This window comes from Pseudomonadota bacterium (assembly GCA_016719885.1).
Taxonomy (GTDB): domain Bacteria; phylum Pseudomonadota; class Gammaproteobacteria.
Genome location: JADJYF010000008.1, coordinates 265,103 through 284,882 on the forward strand (window position 1 = coordinate 265,103; position 19,780 = coordinate 284,882).

The following is a 19,780-nucleotide window of genomic DNA, read 5'->3' on the forward strand; positions in this document are numbered from 1 at the left end:
TGCATCCGCGCCGTCGAACGGCGACTACCAGAGTTTCTGGCTGGCCAGGCGCGCGCCCTCGGCCAGCGCGGCGAATTTCGCCCACACCACCGATTGCGCGACCATCTCCCAGCCGGCGAACGTGCCGAAGCCGCAGTCGGCGCCGGCGATCACGCGTTCCTTGTCACCGACCGCATCCACCGCTTCGAGGATGCGGTTGCAGATCACCTGCGGGTGCTCGATGTAGTTGACGGTGGAATCGATGACGCCCGGGATCAGGATCTTGTCCTTGGGCATGCCGCACTTCTTGAGCGCGGCATATTCGTGCTGGTGGCGCGGATTGGCGAATTCGATCGACAAGGCGCCGACCTTGGCTTGGCTGATGATGGGGAAGATGTCGGCCAGCGGCACGTCGCAATCGTGGGGGCCGTCGTAATTGCCCCAGCACACGTGCAGCCGGATGCGGTCGGCGGGAATGTTGACGCAGGCCTGGTTGATGGCGTCGATGTGGATGGTGATGGCGTCCTGGAATTCCTTCAGCGACGCGTGCTGCCACTGGCCGTGGCGCTCCATGGCGAGATCCGGGCAGTCGAGCTGCAGCACGTAGCCGCGCTGGTGGATGAGCTCGTATTCCTTCTGCATCTCGCGCGCGACCGCGCGTACATAGGCTTCGTGGCTGTCGTAGAACTTGTTGCCAAGCGTGGTGCACACGATGCCGGGGCAGGCGGCGGTCATGAAGGCCTCGGTGTACTTGCCTTTGACCTCGGCCAGCGCGCCGTCGAACATGTCGAACTCGCGCTTGGCCGGCGCGAGATCGGTATAGCGCACCTCGGCGTTGGCGGCCGGCGCGTCGAACACCTTGGACATCACCATGCCGCGGTTGGCCCACACCTGGCCGAAGTCCGGGTACTGCGCGAAATCGGTGAAGGGCAGACGCTCGCTGACACCGCCGAAACCTTCGAGGCGCTGGCTGACATAGGTCTGGAAGCCGACGCGCGGCTGCTCGCCGTCGTTGATGATGTCGACATGGGAGTCGACCTGCGACTTCACGCTGCGCTTGACGCCGGCCTCGGCCAGCTGGTCGAGCAGCTTTTCATCGACCTTCTGCCCGGCCTCCTGGGCAATCAGCAGATCGGACAGTTCGCGCTGACGCGGCAGGCTGCCGACGTGGGTGGTGAGGATGCGTTTGTCGCTGCGCTGCATGCTTGGTTTCTCCCCTGGTGATCATTTCCCTGCGCGCCGACGGGTGGTCCGCGCCTCGCGCGCCTAAGTGTACACGCCGCACCGGGCGCGCGCCCATGACACGAAAGCGGGCCGTCGCGACGGCCGTCAAGCTTTGACGCCGCGCGCCGATACCAGCCATGACCGTGCGCCCGACTCCGATTCCCCGGCGGCACGGAGGAGCATCGCTTGTCTTTTTTCAAACCCGCCGCCGACGGCGACCCGCGCGTGCTACGGGCGCGCGTGGACCTGTTGCTGCGTGCCGCCACCGGCAGTTGGCCGGTCATGCTGTTGCTGCTGGTGGTCAGCGTGGCGGTCATGTGGCCGCATACCCGCGCCGTGTTCCTGCTCGGCTGGCTCGCGATCATGGTTGGCATCATGGCGGTGCGCATGGTGCAGGCGCGCCGCTTCCGGGCGCGCGGCGAGGCGAGCATCGACGAGGTTGCCGCGTTCAATCACAGCTTCCTGCTCGGCACCGCCGCCAGCGGCCTGGGCCTGGGCATCGGCTTCGCTTTTGCCGGCATGGTGCTGTTGCACAGCGTGGAACCGTTCCAGCAGAGCTTTCTGTCCTTCGTGCTCGCCGGCCTGACCGCGGCGGCGGTCAACATCTACGCGGCCGACAAGCACGTGGCGCGCGCATTCCTGTATTTCGCCGTCGTACCGCTGGCAGTGGTGTATCTCTTGTCGCAGGACACCACGCACGTCGCCATGGGCGCGCTGCTGCTGGCCTTCACGGCCGCCATGACGCGCGTCAGCAGCGTGGTCAATGCCTCGGTGCTGGCATCGCTGTCGCTACGCTTCGAGAACGACGAGTTGATCAGCGCCTTGACCAGCGCCAAGCAGCGCAGCGAGGAGGCGAATCGCAAGCTGAAAGACGAGATCGAGCAACGCCGCGACACCGAGAGCAAGCTCATCGAAGCGCGCGACCGCGCCGAACAGGCGGCACGCGCCAAGAGCGAGTTCCTCGCCACCATGAGCCATGAGATCCGCACGCCCATGAACGGCGTGCTGGGCATGACCGAGCTCATCCTCAACACCGAGTTGAGCAGCAAGCAACATCGTTTCGCGTCGACCATACGGCGCTCCGGCGAGGCCCTGCTCGCCATCATCAACGACATTCTCGACTTCTCGAAAATCGAAGCGGGCAAACTCGAGATTCAGCACACGGTGTTCGATTTGCGCCAGCTGGTCGAAGACACCGTGGCGTTCTTCGCCGAACAGGCGCAGCGCAAGCGGCTGTCCTTGCTGGCCGTCTATCCGCCCCAGGGTCATGCCGCCTATCGCGGCGACCCGGATCGCCTGCGCCAGATCCTCACGAACCTCATGGGCAATGCCATCAAGTTCACCGAGGCCGGTGAAGTGCTGCTCAAGGTCGAAACCGAGGCCAGCGGCAGCGCGCGCGACACGCTGCGCTTCGAAGTCAGGGACAGCGGCATCGGCATCAAGCCCGAACACCAGGCGCACATCTTCGAATCCTTTCAGCAGGCCGATGGCTCGACCACGCGCAAGTTCGGCGGCACCGGCCTCGGACTTGCCATCTGTGCGCGCCTGGTCGAACTCATGCAGGGCCGCATCGGGCTGGACAGCGCGCCGGGACGTGGCTCCACCTTCTGGTTCAGCGTCGAGCTGACGCGCATGCCGGCCTCGAGCATCGCCGCGCAGATCAAGCCCAACGTCGAATTCGCCGGCCGCCGCGTGCTGGTGGTGGACGATCACGCCACCAACCGCGAGATTTTGCAGCACCAGCTCACCAGCTGGGGCATGCGCTACCACGGCGCTCCGAACGGCGGCCAGGGCTTGAAGCTTCTGCGCCAGGCTGCCAGCCACGGCCAGGCCTTCGACGCCGCGATCCTCGACCGGCACCTGCCCGACATCGAGGGCATCGAACTGGCCAAGCGCATCAAGAGCGAGCCGGCGATCGCGGCCACGCGTCTCATCATGCTGAGCTCCATCGACCAGATCGAACAGACCGGCCAATGGCTGCAGGCCGGCATCGAGGTCTACATCAACAAGCCGGTGCGCCAGGCGGAACTGCACGATGCCCTCGGCACCGCGCTGGCCGTCGGCGGCGACAGCGAAGATCTGCTCGCGGCCCGCGCGCGCATCGCCAGCGTCGCCGCAAGCCAGCTCGGCGCCCACGTGTTGCTGGCCGAGGACAACCCGGTCAACCAGGAACTCGCGCGCAGCATGCTCGAAGAATTGGGCTGCACGGTGGTGGTGGTGGAAAACGGCCAGGAAGCGCTGGACGCCATCGGTGACGCGCCGCTCGACCGCATGCAACGGCCCTACGACCTGGTGCTCATGGATTGCCAGATGCCGGTGCTGGACGGCTTCGAAGCGACCCGCCAGATCCGTCGCTGGGAAGCGCATAACAATCGCAAACAGCCGCTGCCCATCGTGGCCTTGACCGCCAACGCCCTGTCCGGCGATCGCGAGCGCTGTCTCAAGTCCGGCATGGACGACTACCTCGCCAAGCCCTTCAGCCAGGAACAGCTCGCCGCACTCGTCAAACGCTGGATGACGCTCGATGTGGCGGTCAAACAGGCGGTCAAGCGTGAAGCCGCCAATGCCGCGCGCGACGGCCAGCCGGCCGACGGCGCGGAGCTGCACGTCGCGGCGCTCGATCAGAAAGTACTGGGCGTCATTCGCGGCCTCCATCGCGACGGCCAGGAAGACGTGCTGGCGCGCGTGGTCGGCATGTATCTCAAGAATTGTCCCAAGCTGCTGGAGAAACTCCAGGAAGCGGCCAGCACCGGCAACAACGACCTGTTGCGCAACGCCGCCCACAGCCTCAAATCGGCCAGCGCCAACCTCGGCGCGACGCGCCTCGCCGCGCTGTGCGATGAACTCGAGAATCTCGGCCGCGACGGTGGCGTGGCACGCGCGCTGGCGCCTCTCGGCATCGTCGAATTCGAGTTCGAGGCGGTATGCAACGCGCTGGCGCTGGAGCTGTCACGCAGGGCCGCGTGAGAGTTCGCGCTGAGAGCGATTCGCATACGCCGCGCGACACCAAAAAATAGCGCTGAACGCTTAAAGATCCCCAAACGCGGTGCCGCTAAATCAGCAGACTCAATACCGCTGCAACCGCTGCAGACTCAAGTTCAGGAGATTTCGGAATGGCAAGCATTCTTGCGGTCGACGATTCGGCTTCCATGCGCCAGATGGTGGCGTTCACCCTCAAAGGCGCCGGCTATAACGTCATCGAGGCTGTCGATGGCAAAGACGCCCTCGAAAAAGCCAAATCGGGCGGCGCCGACGTGGTGCTGACCGACGTCAACATGCCCAACATGGACGGCATCGAACTGGTGCGCCAATTGCGCCAGCTGCCCAAGTACAAGTTCACCCCGATGCTGCTGCTGACCACCGAGTCCGGCGCCGACAAGAAGGCGCAGGGCAAGGCCGCCGGCGCCACCGGCTGGCTGGTCAAGCCCTTCAACCCCGAACAGCTCCTGGCCACCATCGCCAAGGTGCTCGGCTGAGGCCGGCACCGGGCGTTTCGCGTAACGGCACCTAGCGGGAGGCAGCATGGCCATCGACGTCGCACAATTTCACCAGGTATTTTTCGAGGAATCCTTCGAGGGCCTCGAAGTCATGGAGTCGGGTCTGGTCGACCTCGAAGTCGGCAGCCCGGACATCGAAGCCATCAACGCCATTTTCCGCGCCGCGCATTCGATCAAGGGCGGCAGCGGTACCTTCGGCTTCAGCGCCATCAGCGATTTCACCCATGTGCTCGAAACGCTGCTCGACGAGATGCGCGCCGGCAAGCGTGAAGTGACGCGCGACGCGGTCGACGTGCTGCTGCTGGCGGTCGACAGCCTGCGCTCGATGCTCGACGCGGCGCGCAGCGGCACCGATTTCGACGCCCAGGCCGTGGCCGACGTGCACCACAAGCTCGAAGAGCAGTTGCACCACGGCGCCGCGCCGATAGTGACAAGCGCCAGCGCGACAGCAGCACAAGACGAGGCCGTCGGCGCCGCGCAGGGGCTGTGGCGCATCGAGTTCGTGCCCGAACTGCACCTGTTCGCGACCGGCAACGACCCGGTACGCATCCTGCGCGAACTCGAACGGCTCGGCGCCTTCAGCGCCGAAGTCGACCTGTCGCGCATGCCCGAGTACGGCATCTACGATCCTGAAACCTGCTATTCGACCTGGCGCATCACGCTCGACGGCGGCGTCGAGGAAGCGGCCATCCGTGAAGTGTTCGAATGGGTCGAGGACGACGCCAAGATCACCCTGACCCGCGAACAGCCGGAACCGGCCGCGGCCGACGCCAGCAGCGCCGCGCCCGAACTCGCGGTGGTGCCCGAAGCCCAGGACCGCCGTCAGAGCGACCGTCGCCAGGGCGACCGCCGTCAAGGCGATCGGCGCGAGGGCGAAGCGGCAAGTGCGCCGCCCGCGTCATCGATCCGCGTCGATATCGCCAAGGTCGATTCGCTGATCAACCTGGTCGGTGAGCTGGTCATCACCCAGTCCATGCTGGGCCAGTTCGACGACGATTCGACGCCGACCAATTTCGCCAAGCTGCGCGAAGGCCTTGCCCAGCTGGAGCGCAACACGCGCGAGCTGCAGGAAAGCGTGATGCGCATCCGCATGCTGCCCATCAGCTTTTCCTTCAACCGCTTTCCGCGCCTGGTGCGTGACTTGTCGTCCAAGCTCGGCAAGGAAGTGGAGCTGAAGATCATCGGCGAGCAGACCGAGCTCGACAAGACGGTGCTGGAAAAGATCGGCGACCCGCTGGTGCACCTGGTGCGCAATTCGCTGGACCATGGCATCGAAACGCCGGACCGCCGCACCGCGATGGGCAAACCGGCCCATGGCACGCTGACGCTTGCCGCGCGTCATGAAGGCGGCAACATCGTCATTGAAATCGTCGACGACGGCGCCGGCATCAACACCGAGTTCCTGCTCGCCAAGGCGCGCGAGCGCGGCATCGTCGGCGCCGAGGAGATGCTGTCCGAGGACGCGATTCGCGACCTCATCTTCCACCCTGGTTTTTCGACCGCCAAGGAAGTGAGCGACGTGTCCGGCCGCGGTGTCGGCATGGACGTGGTCCGCCGCAACATCAAGGAGCTCGGCGGCGTCATCGAACTGGAGTCGGCGGTCGGCGTCGGCACCACCATCCGTATCCGCCTGCCGCTGACGCTCGCCATTCTCGATGGCCAGCTGGTGCGGGTCGGCAACCAGACCTACATCGTGCCGCTGGTCTCGATCATCGAATCGCTGCAGGCCACGCCCGACCGCGTGAAATCGGTGGCCGGCAGCGCCGAGCTGTACCGCCTGCGCGGTGAATACATCCCCATCATCCGTCTTTACGAGCTGTTCGGCGTCGAACCGCAGTCGACGGTGCTCGAACAAGGCCTGCTGGTGGTGGTGGAAGGCGAAGGTCGGCGCGCGAGCATCTTCGTCGACGAACTGCTCGGCCAGCAGCAGGTGGTGATCAAGAGCCTGGAAACCAACTACCGCAAGGTCGACGGCATTTCCGGCGCCACCATACTCGGCGACGGTACGGTCGCCATGATCATCGACGCCGGCGGCGTCATCGGCCTGGCCCGCAAAGAGCCGGCCGGCCCTCACAACATCGATCAATCCAAGGCCGCTTAGGAGACCCGGATGGAAACCAACACCAGTAAACAGACCACTGAAATGGGACTGGGCAGCGCCGGCGCCGATGCCGATCAGTACCTGACTTTCATGTTGAACGGCGAAGAATACGGCGTCGATATCCTGCGCGTGCAGGAAATCAAGGGTTGGATTCCGACCACGCGCATACCGAACACGCCCGACTACATCCGCGGCGTGATGAACCTGCGTGGCGCCATCGTGCCCATCATCGACATGCGTCTGCGTTTCGCCATGCCAGCCATCGAGTACACCGCCACCACCGTGGTGATCGTGTTGAAAGTACACAGCGATGGCGTCGAGCGCACCATCGGTTTCGTGGTCGACGCGGTGTCGGACGTCTACAACGTCTCCGCCGACCAGTTCCGCGCCGCGCCCGACTTCGGCGCCCACGTGCACACCGATTTCATCCGTGCCCTGGCCACGGTCGAAGAGAAGATGGTGATCCTGCTCGACATCGACCGCCTGGTCAGCGCCGAGCAACTGGACGCCGCCGCAACCGTGCACTAAGGCACTGGCAAATCCAACCAACGCAAGAACCGAACGCTATTTAATACCTGGCGAAGAAGTCCTCTTTCGTCAACGCAAACACGAGGCGGAGAAAACACATGTTTAGCAGAAAGAAGTCCAACGACAATTCGCAGCCGACGCTTGCCGCCCAGACCCAACAGGAATTGCAGGCGCTCAAGGATGAACGCAGCGCCATCCAGCGCTCGCAAGCCATGGTCGAATGCGGCGCGGACGGGGTGATCCTGTCTGCAAGCACGAAGTTCGTCACCGTGCTCGGCTACGCGCCCGGCGACCTCGACGGCAAGTCCTATGTCTCGCTGCTGGACAGCGCGAGCGCCGCCAGCAGCGCCTTCGCCGACGACCAGGCGGCCCTGCGCCGCGGCGAGGACAGCAGCGGCGAGTACCAGTTCCGCGCCAAGGACGGTAGCGTGCGCTGGCTGCAGGTCAACAGCACGGTTGTTTCCGGCGCCAGCGGCACGTCGCCGCATGTCATCGCCATCGCGACCGACGTGACGGCGCTGCGCAACGAGCTGAAGGAAACCGCGGCCGAGCTCAAGGTGCGTTCCGACATCATGAATGTCACCAGCATCGTGTCGACCGCCGACAAGAAGGGCGACATTCTTTCCGTCAACGAAAAGTTCCTCGAGATATCCAAGTATCCGCGTGAAGAACTGATCGGCCATGGCCACAACACCACGCGTCATCCGGACATGCCGAAAGCGGTGTTCAAGGAGATGTGGAACACCATCGGTCACGGCAATATCTTCCGCGGCGTGGTCAAGAACCGCGCCAAGGACGGCACGCCCTACTACGTCGACGCGGTGATCGCGCCGCTGCTCGGCGACAACGGCAAGCCGAAGGGCTATCTCGGCGTGCGCTACGACATCACCGAGGCGGAAATCGAACGCCAGAATGCGCGCGGCGTGCTCGGCGCCATCGACGCCTCCTTCGGTTACATCGAGTTCGACCTCGGTGGCAATGTCACCTTGGCGAACGCCAATTTCTGCGACTTGATGGGCTACCGCTCCGAGGACATCGTCGGCCGGCACCATCGCATGTTCGTCGAGCCGGAGCTTGCGCGCTCCGACGAGTACCGCCAGTTCTGGGCCGATCTCAACGACGGCAAGGCGCAGACCGACCTGTTCAAGCGCATTGCCAAGAGCGGCAAGGAAATCTTCATCCAGGCCACCTATGCGCCGGTCAAGGACGAGATGGGCCGCGTGTTCAAAATCGTCAAGGTCGCCACCGACGTGACCGCGCAGAAGCTCTACGAGCTCGAAGTGGCCGAGGTGCTGCGCAAGACCTCCGAAGTGATGGGTGAAGTGCAGAACGGCAACCTGACCCGTACCCTCGACGGCAGCTACACCGGCGAATTCGCCGTGCTGCAGGACGCCGTCAACGGTTCGATCGGGCAATTGCGCGACATCGTCAGCAAGATTCGCGGCGGTGCGCTGAGCATCAATACCGCGGCCAGCGAAGTGTCCAAGGGCAATACCGAACTGAGCGCCCGCACCGAGGAACAAGCGTCCTCGCTGGAAGAAACCGCCGCCAGCATGGAAGAGATGACCTCGACCGTGCAGCAGAACGCCGACAACTCCCGCCAGGCCAACCAGCTCGCCGCGTCCGCGCGCGACCAGGCGATGCAGGGTGGCCAGGTGGTGAGCCGCGCGGTCGATGCGATGTCCGCCATCAACCAGTCCAGCCGTCAGATCGCCGACATCATCGGCGTGATCGACGAAATCGCGTTCCAGACCAACCTGTTGGCCTTGAACGCCGCCGTCGAAGCGGCGCGTGCCGGCGAACAGGGTCGCGGCTTCGCGGTCGTGGCCTCGGAAGTGCGCAACCTCGCACAGCGCAGCGCCACCGCCGCCAAGGAGATCAAGGCGCTGATCAGTGACTCGGTGCAGAAGGTCTCGGAAGGCTCGAAGCTGGTGGACGAATCCGGCTCGACGCTGAGCGAAATCGTCACCTCGGTCAAGAAGGTCAGCGACATCATCGCCGAAATCGCGGTGGCCTCGGAAGAGCAGTCGTCCGGCATCTCGCAGGTCAATACCGCCGTCACGCAGATGGACCAGATGACGCAGCAGAACGCGGCGCTGGTCGAGGAAGCGGCGGCCGCCAGCGAATCGATGGACGAGGAATCGCGTGCCCTGATCGAACTGATGCAGTTCTTCAACATCGGCGACGGCAGTGTCATGAGTGGCGCGGCACCGCGCACCGAAAGGCGCGGCGCGGAGCGGCCGTGGTCCGGCAACGCCAGCGCCAAGCCGACCGTCAAGTCGGCCGCACCGGCGCCGGCCGCGCGTGTCGCCAGCGGCGGCTCGCGGGACGACAACGTCTGGGAGGAATTCTAGACGTCACGCCCTCGGGGCGCCCGCCGCATGGCACGGCGCCCCGATCCTTCGCCGCAGCAACCCAGGGATACGCCCATGACCACCGAGCACATGCCAACGACTTCCGACGACGCGCAGCGCGTAACGCTGCGTTCGACGCTCCGCATCGGAGATGTCGGCGACTTCAAGAATGAGTGCGATGCGCTGTTCGCCGGGTCCGCACCGTCGTCACTGGTGTGCGACGCGAGCGCCGTCGAGTTCATCGACGCCGCCGCGCTCCAGTACCTGGTGGCCTTGTCGCGAAACTGCGCCGATGCCCAACGCGCTTTCGAGATCGGTACGCCTTCCGCTGCTTTCATCAGCGCGGCGCAGGTGTCGGGCTACGCCCGGCCGCTGGGCCTCGAGGCCGCCTGAAGATCCGAGCTCAGTGCCGCCTCGCGGCGCTGAGCCGTGGTCCCGTCGCCGCGGTGCCAGGCACGGCCCTGGCGCCGTGTGATGACGCATCGTCACGCCTGCCCGCCGGGGTGTGAAGCAAGACACGGTGGGGCTCCGGATTGCACGGTCCGGGTCGCTATTGATCACAGGTGGGACCGTGCAGTCGCAGACCAGGACAGACGCTTGCAAGTCGTCTCGCCACGAGCGCGCCGCCCACGACGCACCGTCGCTGCCGCAAGCGAAACAAACGTAGATCAGGATGTACAGCATGAACTCCCCCGCCACCGCTCACGCACAGGAATCTCCCCAGGAATACGCGTTCAACGACGGCCATTTCGAACTGCTGCGCAAGCTGGTCGGCAAGTATGCCGGCATCAGCCTCAACGACACCAAGCGCCAGCTGGTCTACGGCCGCCTGGCGCGCCGCATCCGCGCCATGAACCTGTCGGGCTTCGACGAGTACTGCGAGCTGGTGCGCGACGAGAACAGCGATGAGATTGAAAATTTCATCAACGCCATCACCACCAACCTGACGTCGTTCTTCCGCGAGAACCATCATTTCGAATGTCTCGCCCAGCAGGTGGTGCCGATGCTGCTGAAGAACAACGCCGCCAGCCGCCGCATCCGCGTGTGGTCGGCCGGGTGCTCGACCGGCGAAGAACCCTACAGCATCGCCATGACACTCATGGAAGCGCTCGGCGGCGCGCAAGGTTGGGATGTGAAAATCCTGGCCACCGACATCGATTCCAACGTGGTCGCGACCGCCGCCGCCGGCGTCTACCCGGCCAACCGTCAGCAGGGCCTCAGCGAAGCGCGTCTCAAGCGCTTTTTCACGCCGGCCGGCGGTGCACCGGGCAATTTGCGGCTGAAAGATGAAGTGCGCAGCCTGATCCGTTTCGCGCCGCTCAATCTCATGGAGCAATGGCCGTTCAAGGGGCCGTTCGACGTGATCTTCTGCCGCAACGTCGTCATCTATTTCGACAAGGACACCCAGGGGCGTTTGTTCGGTCGCTATGCCGACGTGCTGGCGCGCCACGGTTACCTGTTCATCGGTCATTCCGAGACCATGTTCGGCACCTGCACGCGCTTCGATCTCATCGGCCGCACCACCTACCGCCTGGCGGGCATGGCATGAGCAGCAGTCCGCAAGCCATCCAGCGGCGCATACAGGCGCAACTCGACGCCGAGTTCGCGCACATCCGCAAGGCGCACGACGCCAAGCTCGGCGCGGTGGTCGCCAAGATCCTGCCCGGCGAGTACTACGCCACCGGCGCCAACGAGTACGTCGCCACCACGCTCGGCTCCTGCGTGTCCGCCTGCCTGTGGGACCCGCTGATCAAGTTCGGTGGCATGAATCACTTCATGCTGCCCGATGCCGGCGACGGTCGCGTGGCGGCCAACAACCTGGCTGGCGGCGGCAGCGACGCGGCGCGTTACGGCTCGTTCGCCATGGAGCACCTGATCAACGCCATTCTCAAGGCCGGCGGCCGGCGCGAACGGCTCAGGGCCAAGATCGTGGGCGGCGGCCACGTGCTGCAGATCGCCACCAACATCGGCGACCGCAACATTCAATTCGTGCGCGAGTATCTGACCAACGAAGGGATCCAGATCATCGGCGAGGACGTCGGCGGGCGCTCTGGCCGCCAGGTGCGCTTCCATCCCCTGACCGGCGCCGCCCAGGTCCGGCCGCTGGCTTCGACCGAGAGCCGCGGTGTGCTCGCCGAGGAAGGCAACTACCGCACCAACATCGAACGCAAGCCCGCCAGCGGCGACGTCGAATTGTTCTAGGAGATTCGAATCTTGGATATGCGTGCTACACCGATACGCGTTCTGGTGGTGGATGACTCGGCGCTGGTGCGCAAGGTCATGACCCAGATGCTGAGCTCCGACCCGGGCATCGAGGTGGTCGGCACCGCCAATGATCCGCTCATGGCGCGTGACATGATCAAGCAGCTCAACCCCGACGTGCTGACCCTGGACGTCGAGATGCCGCGCATGGACGGCGTGACTTTCCTGACCAATCTCATGCGCCTGCGGCCGATGCCGGTGGTGATGGTCTCGTCACTGACCGAGAAAGGCGCCGACATCACCCTGCAGGCGCTGGAGATAGGTGCGGTGGACTTCGTCACCAAGCCCAAGATTGACCTGTCCCATCATCTCGAGGATTACGCCAGCGAGATCGTGGCCAAGGTCAAAGCCGCCTCGCGTGCCCGCGTGCGGCCCTACACGCCGCCGGCCGGCGGCGCCAAGAACACCACGGTCAATGCCAGCGCGCCGCGCCTGGATCTCACGCACAAATTGATTGCCATCGGCGCATCGACCGGCGGCACCGAGGCGATACGCGTGGTGCTCGAGAACATGGCCCACGACAGCCCGGCCATCGTCATCACCCAGCACATCCCCGAAGCGTTCAGCGCACCCTTCGCCGCGCGCATGGACAAGTCGAGCCCGATGCGCGTGTGCCAGGCCGAGGACGGCCAACCCATCGTGCAAGGCCATGCCTACATCGCGCCCGGTCACCGGCACCTGACCGTGGAACGCAGCGGCGCGCGTTATCGCTGCCGTTTGCATGACACCGCGCCGGTCAACCGTCACCGTCCCTCGGTCGACGTGTTGTTCGACTCGGTGGCCACCAACCTCGGCGCCAATGCGCTCGGCGTGCTGCTGACCGGCATGGGCGCGGACGGCGCCAAGGGCATGCTGAACATGAAGAACGCCGGCGCCAAGACCATCTGCCAGGACGAAGCCACCAGCGTGGTGTGGGGCATGCCCGGCGAGGCGGTCAAGCTGGGCGCCGCGGACCACGTGGTGCCGCTGGAAAAGGTCGCCGAACTCGCTTCGAGATTGATTCGCAATTGACGATTTCGCGCGAAATGCGCGCGAAACGCTAAAGAAAAAAGTCGCTGATTCCGATGTATTCCGCGATGGATGTTTACGGCCCGCGAGAGCTTGACGCATGAACGACACTTACTCCGTGATTCCAGGAATCGTGACCTTGGCGGCAGCGCTGGTCACGCTATTGATTGCGCAGCCAGCGGTTGCCGTGGTGTGCCTGCTGGTGGTGGCCGCGGTATGGAAATGGGACGGCATGCGCGCCAGGAAAGCCGCGACCGACGCGGTCGCCGAACCTGCGGACAACGGCGTCACGCCCTACGATGCCGAGCGCGTCGAGCTGCTGCACGGCGCCTCGACCCAGACCATACGCCAGCTGCAGGGCGACATGGTGCAGATTCGCGAACTGATCCGCAGCGCCGTCGCTGAACTGGGTCAGTCCTTCGATGGCTTTCACGCCGACGCACAGGTGCAGAAGGCCTTGATGGACGAGGCGGTACGCACCCTCGCCAACGGCTCCGGCGACGCCGCGCCGGGCAAGGATCCCAACGACAGCGTCACCATCGGCAAATTCGTGCGCGACACCTCCAGCGTGTTGCAGGGCTTCGTCGACAATGCCATCACCGCCAGCAAGCGCGGCATGGACATCGTCAACATGATCGACACCATGAACACCCAGATGACCCAGATCTTCGACCTGCTGGGCGACGTCAAGGGCATCGCCGACCAGACCAACCTGCTGGCCTTGAATGCCGCCATCGAAGCGGCGCGCGCCGGCGAAGCCGGACGTGGCTTCGCGGTGGTGGCCGACGAAGTGCGCAAACTGTCGCTCAACTCCGCGCACTTCAACGAACAGATCCGCACCCAGGTCGAGAACGCGCAGGCCACCATGCAATCGACCCGCAAGCTGGTGGGCGATTCGGCCTCGATGGACATGAGCATGCTGCTCACCCACAAATCCAGCATCGACGGCATGATGAAACACCTGTCGTCCCTGGAGTCGTCGCTCAACGATTTGATCGGCGAGACCTCGGGCCTCACCGCGCAGATCGCCGAGCGCTCGAGCAACGCGGTGCGCGCCCTGCAGTTCGAAGACATCGTGCGCCAGGTGGCCGAACACGGCGAGAAGGAGCTGGGCCGCCTGGAGGCGTTGCTGGAGACCGGCGTCGTGCACTGGTCCGGCCACGCCCTCGAAGAGAGCGTCGAGCAATTGCGCCTGGCCGCCGCCGCGCTGCGCGAGATGCAGCCGCGCAAGCCGGCCCACCAGGCCACCATGAGTGAAGGCGACATCGAATTGTTCTGAGCGTCGGCGCCGAGCGCGGCTCGCGTCGCGATGCAGGAAGCAATCCCAGATTGGAGTTATGAAATGAGCATCAGCACCCAGACCTCTGGCGACGGCCAGACCCTGACCATCCGCGTCCAGGACCGTTTCGATTTCAACGTGCACCGTGACCTGCGCCAGGCCTATGAAGCGGCCGGCAAGCGCTACGGCAATTACGTGCTCGACCTGCGTGGCACCACCTACATGGACAGCGCGGCGCTCGGCATGCTGCTGCAGCTGCGCGAGCACGCCGGTGGCAAGCGCCAGGCGGTGCGCCTGACCAACGCCCAGCCGGTGATTCGCGACATCCTGGCGGTGGCCAATTTCGACCAGCTGTTCACCATCGACTGAGTGCCGTCGGCGCGTCTCGCGCCGCGATGAGTCCATGCCCACGAACACGCTGGCAGCCAATTCCGCCTATTCACGACTGCCCGCCGCGCGCCGCTTTGGGGACGGGCTGCGTGCGCTGGTGGTCGAAGACAACGAGATAGATCAATACCTCCTGCAGCGCATGCTGCTCGACGCCGGCTTCACCGTGGAGTTGGCATCATCGACGGAGGACGCGCTGGAGCTCGCCGCCAGTTCCAGACCTGACCTCGTGTGCTGCGACGTGCGCCTGCCGGGCGCCGACGGCTATGTGCTGTGTTCGGCCATCCGCGGGCGCTATCCGCAGGCCTACATCCCTTTCATATTCATCACCGCGCTCAGCGACGAACAGCACGTCTTGAAGTGCTTCGAGGTCGGCGCGGACGACGTCGTGATCAAGCCGGTGATGCCGGCGCGACTGCGTGCCAAGGTGGCGGCGGCGCTGCGCACCGGCGACCTGCACCGGGAGCTGGAACGCCAGCGCGATCAGCTCGCCGATTTCCGCACCAACATGCAGCGCGACATGGAGATCGCCAAGACCATCATCGACAATCTCGGCAGCGAGAAGACCTTGGCCCTGCCCAACGTGTCCTACCACCTGCAGCCGATGGACACGCTCAATGGCGATCTCATCATCGGCGGTCGCAGCCCGGGCGGCGCGCAGTGCTTCCTGTTCGGCGATTTCACCGGCCACGGTCTGCCGGCGGCGATTGGCGTGCAGGTCGTGCACGGCGTGTTCTGCGCGATGGTCGCGCGCGGCCACGCCATCGAGCGCATCGCGGCCGAACTCAACCGCAAGGTGCGTCAACTGCTGCCGCGCGATCGCTTCCTGTCCGCCGCCCTGATCGAAATCTACGCCGACAGCGGCACCATCTCGGTGTGGAATGGTGGCATGCCGGAACTGTTGGTGTGCAACAAGGACGGGCGCCTCGAGAAAGGCTTCCGCTCCACCAAGCTGCCTCTCGGTGTGCTGCCCAACGACGAATTCGACGCCACCGCCACGCGTCGCCAGCTGCGCCAAGGCGACTCGCTGCTGTGCTATTCCGATGGCGTGATCGAAGCGCTGGATAGCGCCGGCCAGATGTTCGGCATCGAGCGCGTGAAGCTCGCCCTGACCGCCGCCGGCCCGCGCGCGGTCGAAACGCTGTGCACGGCCTTGCGGCAGCATACCGGCGACACCCCGCAACAGGACGATATCTCGATGCTGCAGGTTCGCTTCGATCCGGACGCGATGCGCGCCCGCCTCGACAGTCACGCGCCGCTCGACATGTCGCGTGCCGCCACCCACTGGCAATGCAGCGTCGCGCTCGGTCATGACGCCTTGCGCGGCACCGACCCCATCCCGGTGGTGGGCGCGCTGATGGACGCCATTCAAGGCTTCGGACCGCGCAATGACGAGATCCACATGGTGGTCTCGACCCTGTTCGCGCGCGCCTTGGAACAGGGCCTGCTGGGTCTCGATGCCAATCTGAAATGCGATCAGAGCGGCTTCGCCAACTACTATCACCAGCTCGAGGAAGAACTCGCGCGACTCAGCGGCGGCGGCATTGAAATCGGCTTCGCGCACACGCCCGACAGCGCGGGCGGCGTGCTGGAGATCACGGTCAGCATGAGCGGCGGCCAGTCACCCGCCTTGGCGCCGACGCCCGGTGACAAGCATCCGGACCTCGACGCCGTGGCCGAGCTGTGCGAATCGCTGGAGTTCGACGCCGATGGCCGGCGCGCCGTGGCGCGCTATCGTTGGTACAAGGCGGCCTAGGCGCCATTTCAACGCCCGTCGGCGCTTACGGCGAGCCTGCCGCCGCCACGTCCACGCGGCACACTTCCACCGCCGCCAGCGCCTTGCCTGAACCGAGATCGGCCAGCTCGCCGGCGAACGTCAGACCGAACAAGGTGCGACCATCCGCGCCGCCAAGGTTGCAGGCCACCGCGCGCTTGCCGGGCGTGGCGATGACGTCGCCGATGCTGCCATCGGCGCACACCCGCACGAATTCGCCGGTCATGAACGACGCCACCCACACCGCGCCGTCGGCGTCGAGGCAGATGCCGTCCGGCGTGCGTTCGCCGAGGCTTGCCCACACGCGTCGGTTGGACAGGCGACCGTCGGCCGCGCGATCGAACGCGGTCAGCTTGTGGCCGAAAGTCTCGGCGATGATCAGCGTGCCGCCGTCGGGCGTGATGACCGCGCCGTTGGGAAATTCCAGGCCGCTCGCCACCACCGTGCGCTGCCCCGCCATCGAGACCATGATGAGATCCGCGGTCTTGGGTGCTTCGCCGGCCAACAGGTCATAACCGAAATTGCCGACGTAGATGTTGCCGCTCGCATCGCACACGCAGTCATTGATGTCATGGGACACCATGTCCGACAGGTCGCAGTACAGGCTCAGCGTACCGTCCTTGGCCACCTGCATGAGCTTCCTGTCCTGCATGGAAACGATCACCACGCGACCGTCGGGCAGGAAATTGATACCCGAGGGGTGCTTGGGGAAGGACGCGACCTTGGCGCGGCGGCCCGCCTCGCTCAGGGTGTAGACGGTTTCGCCGCGCATGTCCGACATCCACAGCTGGCCGCCGTGCCAGCGCGGCCCTTCCAGGAAAATGAACCCGTCGGCCAGCATTTCAAGTTTGTATTTCGCCATGACTCCCCCGTCTGTGATTGCCATTGATTGCGCGCGCTGTGGAAGACGAAAGCTAGCAAGTCCGCGCCGGGCGCGCCACCGTGGCGGCTGTCAGTCCTTGTCGAGACCGAACAGGCGTTCGAGTTCGCTTTGATTGCGCGCGGTGTCGGTGCTCGGCGCGGAGCTCGGCGCGCCGCCGAACAGGGCGTCGAGTTCGGCGCGGGCGCGCGCCGCGGCGTCATCGGCCGCGCCCTTGAAGGCGCGCGTCGAGGGTTTGAAGTAATCGCAGTAGTTGGCGCGTTCCTTGTTGCCGACCGCGGTGGCGACGGTTTCCTCGCAAGCGTCGGCCACCGACGGGTTGTAGAAGCCGCACATCCTGCACACGTGCAGGTCGGCGTTGCAGGCCGGGCACAGCTCGGCGCGACGCAGCGGCAGGCTGTCTTCCGGCAGGGCTGCGCCGCAGCGCCAGCAGCAATAGGCGGACGGGCGGCTCATCGCCGCTCAGCCCGCCAGGCTCGCGCCGGTCATGGTCTCGAGATGCACGACCTCCGCCAGCGGTCGCCGGTAGGCACGCGGCGGCAGGCTGTCGGCAAGCGCCTTGCCCACCACCACCATCATCACCGGCGTGACATTGGCCGGCAGCTCGAGCAGCGTCGCGACCTTGGCCGCGTCGAAGCCGATCATGGGACCGCTGTCCCAGCCGCGATTGCGCGCGGCGTACATGAGACTCATGGCCGCCAGCGCACCGCTGCGTATCGCTTCCTCGCGCTGCAGCGTCGGCTGGTCCTGGTACACGCCCTTGATCATCGGCACGTACTTGTCGCGCGCCGCCGCGCCGCCATCGGCGTAGATGCGCTCGGCATCGAGATGTGCGTCCAGGCGTCCGCATACCAGCACAGCCGCCGCGCACTGCTCGACCTGCGCCTGGCCATAGGACAGTTTGCGCAGCGCCTGCTTGCGCGCCTCCTCGCGCACCACCACGAACTGCCAATGCTGCATGTTGAACGAGCTCGGGCTCAGCACCACTTCCGAAAAAATCGCCGCGAGTTCGGCGTCGTCGATCTCGATGCCGCTCCGGTATTGCCGAACGCTGCGCCGCGCTTGAACGAGTTGTGAAAATTCCAAGGTAGTTTTTCTCCGCGCTTGGATTGAGGCTCAGGCATCGAAACGCGCCAGCGCGTAATCGGCGCTGGGCAATTCGGTGCGCTCGCGCATGATGTGGTCGGCCACCAATTTACCGGCGCCGGGCGCCATGGTCCAACCGAGATGACCGTGACCGGTGTTGAGATACAGGCCGCGCACCGCGGTGCGGCCCATGATGCCGACGCCGTCGGGGCTCATGGGCCGCAGGCCCGTCCATTCCACGCAGTTGCGCCGCTCGACGCGGCGGCTCTCATCGGGATAGATGCGGGCCAGCAAATCGTAGAGATTGCGGATGCGGCTCGGGGTGAGGCGGGTATCGAAGCCGGCGAATTCGGCGGTGCCCGCCACGCGCAGCTGCTGGCCGAGCGGACACACCGCCGCGTGGTAGTGCTCGTCGATCACCGGCACGTGGGGTTTGCATTGCCAATCGGCCATGGGCAGGGTCAGGGAATAGCCCTTCACCGGTTGCACCGGGACTTTAAGGCCCGCGCTCGCGGCCAGCGCCGGCGTGTAGCTGGCGGCGGCGAGCACCACGCCGTCGGCACGTCGCATTTCGCCATCGACCATCACACCGCCGACCGCGCCGCCGTTCACCACCACCTGGCTGGCCTGACGCTCGTAATCGAAAGTGACGCCGATGCCGGCACAGTGTTCGGCCAGCGCGCGACAGAAACGCTGCGCGTCGCCCGACACGTCGTCGGGAAAATGGATGCCGCCCGACAGCTCGTGGGCGACCGGCGCGAGCGCGGGCTCGAGCCGCGCCACCGCCTGCGCGTTCAGCACTTCGTAGCGCACATCGAAGGCGCGACAGCGTTCGGCGAAGCGCGTCGCGGTGTCGAGTTCGGCGGCGGTGCGGTAGATCTTCAAGGTGCCGTGGTCGGCGCGCTCGAATGGCAGGGCCAGCGGCGCGAGATGCTCGGCCAGCACCGTCAACGAATAGTCGGCGAGACGCGCGTTCTTCTCGACGTTGACGAGATAGCACGGCAGCGACGAGTTGCGCAGGAAGTTCAACGACCAGCCCAGCATGCGCGGCAGCGCGCGCGGACGGATGAGCAGCGCGGCGTCCTCGCGTCCCAACATGCGTAGTGCCTGCCAGAACACGCCGGGTTCGTTCCAGGGATTGGCCTGGCTCGCGTGCAGCATGCCGCCGTTGGCGAAGCTGGTTTCGAGAGCCGGACCGGACTGGCGCTCGATGACTTCCACGTCGGCGCCGTGCAGGCGCAGAAAGTAGGCGGTCGTCAGACCGAGCAGTCCCGCGCCGACGACGATGATGCGCATTGCATGCCAACCTCGAAATGTGAAGGGGACCCCTCCCGCATCGAGGTCGGAAAACGAGGGACGTGGAGAGCGATGGCAAGTGCGATTTCATTCCCCCAGCAGCCCGCTTCCCGACGATGATTACG

16 protein-coding genes and 1 pseudogene are annotated in these 19,780 nt (G+C 65.4%); 12 read left to right on the forward strand and 5 right to left on the reverse strand.

Going from position 1 to position 19,780, the window contains the following annotated elements; all coding sequences use genetic code 11:
• Positions 1-24 precede the first annotated feature (24 nt).
• Positions 25-1,182, reverse strand: a complete 1,158-nt coding sequence (locus tag IPM80_10445) for a cobalamin-independent methionine synthase II family protein (protein MBK8958831.1) — start codon at positions 1,180-1,182, stop codon at positions 25-27.
• A gap of 207 nt (positions 1,183-1,389) precedes the next feature.
• Between IPM80_10445 and IPM80_10450 the strand changes: the two genes are divergently transcribed.
• The 12 genes and pseudogenes from IPM80_10450 (at position 1,390) to IPM80_10505 (ending at position 16,375) form a co-directional block, all read left to right on the forward strand.
• Positions 1,390-4,170, forward strand: a complete 2,781-nt coding sequence (locus IPM80_10450; protein MBK8958832.1) for a response regulator — start codon at positions 1,390-1,392, stop codon at positions 4,168-4,170.
• Positions 4,171-4,316: 146 nt separating this feature from the next.
• On the forward strand, positions 4,317-4,679 hold the full coding sequence (locus IPM80_10455; protein MBK8958833.1) for a response regulator: 363 nt from the start codon (positions 4,317-4,319) through the stop codon (positions 4,677-4,679).
• A 46-nt stretch (positions 4,680-4,725) separates the two neighbouring features.
• Entirely contained in the window at positions 4,726-6,801 is a 2,076-nt protein-coding gene (locus IPM80_10460; GenBank protein MBK8958834.1) for a chemotaxis protein CheA, read from the forward strand.
• Positions 6,802-6,843: 42 nt separating this feature from the next.
• Complete coding sequence (locus IPM80_10465; GenBank protein MBK8958835.1) at positions 6,844-7,329, forward strand: purine-binding chemotaxis protein CheW; 486 nt, start codon at positions 6,844-6,846, stop codon at positions 7,327-7,329.
• Between the two features lie 98 nt (positions 7,330-7,427).
• Entirely contained in the window at positions 7,428-9,683 is a 2,256-nt protein-coding gene (locus IPM80_10470) for a PAS domain S-box protein (protein MBK8958836.1), read from the forward strand.
• Between the two features lie 75 nt (positions 9,684-9,758).
• Positions 9,759-10,076: an STAS domain-containing protein gene (locus IPM80_10475; protein MBK8958837.1), complete on the forward strand. Its 318-nt coding sequence runs from the start codon at positions 9,759-9,761 to the stop codon at positions 10,074-10,076.
• A gap of 289 nt (positions 10,077-10,365) precedes the next feature.
• Complete coding sequence (locus IPM80_10480) at positions 10,366-11,232, forward strand: protein-glutamate O-methyltransferase CheR (protein MBK8958838.1); 867 nt, start codon at positions 10,366-10,368, stop codon at positions 11,230-11,232.
• Entirely contained in the window at positions 11,229-11,885 is a 657-nt protein-coding gene (locus tag IPM80_10485) for a chemoreceptor glutamine deamidase CheD (protein ID MBK8958839.1), read from the forward strand. Before IPM80_10480 ends, IPM80_10485 begins: the two co-directional genes overlap by 4 nt.
• An 18-nt stretch (positions 11,886-11,903) precedes the next feature.
• A complete protein-coding gene (locus tag IPM80_10490) occupies positions 11,904-12,956 on the forward strand; it encodes a chemotaxis response regulator protein-glutamate methylesterase (GenBank protein ID MBK8958840.1) in 1,053 nt (350 codons plus the stop codon).
• Positions 12,957-13,626: 670 nt separating this feature from the next.
• Positions 13,627-13,755 (forward strand): annotated as a pseudogene (locus IPM80_10495) (chemotaxis protein).
• A gap of 540 nt (positions 13,756-14,295) precedes the next feature.
• The gene (locus tag IPM80_10500) at positions 14,296-14,601 is read left to right on the forward strand and encodes an STAS domain-containing protein (GenBank protein MBK8958841.1); all 306 of its coding nucleotides are present in this window, start codon (positions 14,296-14,298) and stop codon (positions 14,599-14,601) included.
• Positions 14,602-14,635: 34 nt separating this feature from the next.
• Positions 14,636-16,375: a fused response regulator/phosphatase gene (locus tag IPM80_10505; protein MBK8958842.1), complete on the forward strand. Its 1,740-nt coding sequence runs from the start codon at positions 14,636-14,638 to the stop codon at positions 16,373-16,375.
• A gap of 25 nt (positions 16,376-16,400) precedes the next feature.
• Here IPM80_10505 and IPM80_10510 read toward each other — a convergent pair whose 3' ends face one another.
• The 4 genes from IPM80_10510 to IPM80_10525 form a co-directional block, all read right to left on the reverse strand.
• Positions 16,401-17,255, reverse strand: coding sequence for an SMP-30/gluconolactonase/LRE family protein (locus IPM80_10510; GenBank protein MBK8958843.1), 855 nt, complete (start codon positions 17,253-17,255; stop codon positions 16,401-16,403).
• A gap of 90 nt (positions 17,256-17,345) precedes the next feature.
• Positions 17,346-17,729, reverse strand: coding sequence for a hypothetical protein (locus tag IPM80_10515; GenBank protein ID MBK8958844.1), 384 nt, complete (start codon positions 17,727-17,729; stop codon positions 17,346-17,348).
• A gap of 6 nt (positions 17,730-17,735) precedes the next feature.
• Positions 17,736-18,359, reverse strand: a complete 624-nt coding sequence (locus IPM80_10520) for a nitroreductase family protein (protein ID MBK8958845.1) — start codon at positions 18,357-18,359, stop codon at positions 17,736-17,738.
• A gap of 30 nt (positions 18,360-18,389) precedes the next feature.
• The gene (locus IPM80_10525; GenBank protein MBK8958846.1) at positions 18,390-19,655 is read right to left on the reverse strand and encodes a D-amino acid dehydrogenase; all 1,266 of its coding nucleotides are present in this window, start codon (positions 19,653-19,655) and stop codon (positions 18,390-18,392) included.
• Positions 19,656-19,780: the final 125 nt, after the last annotated feature.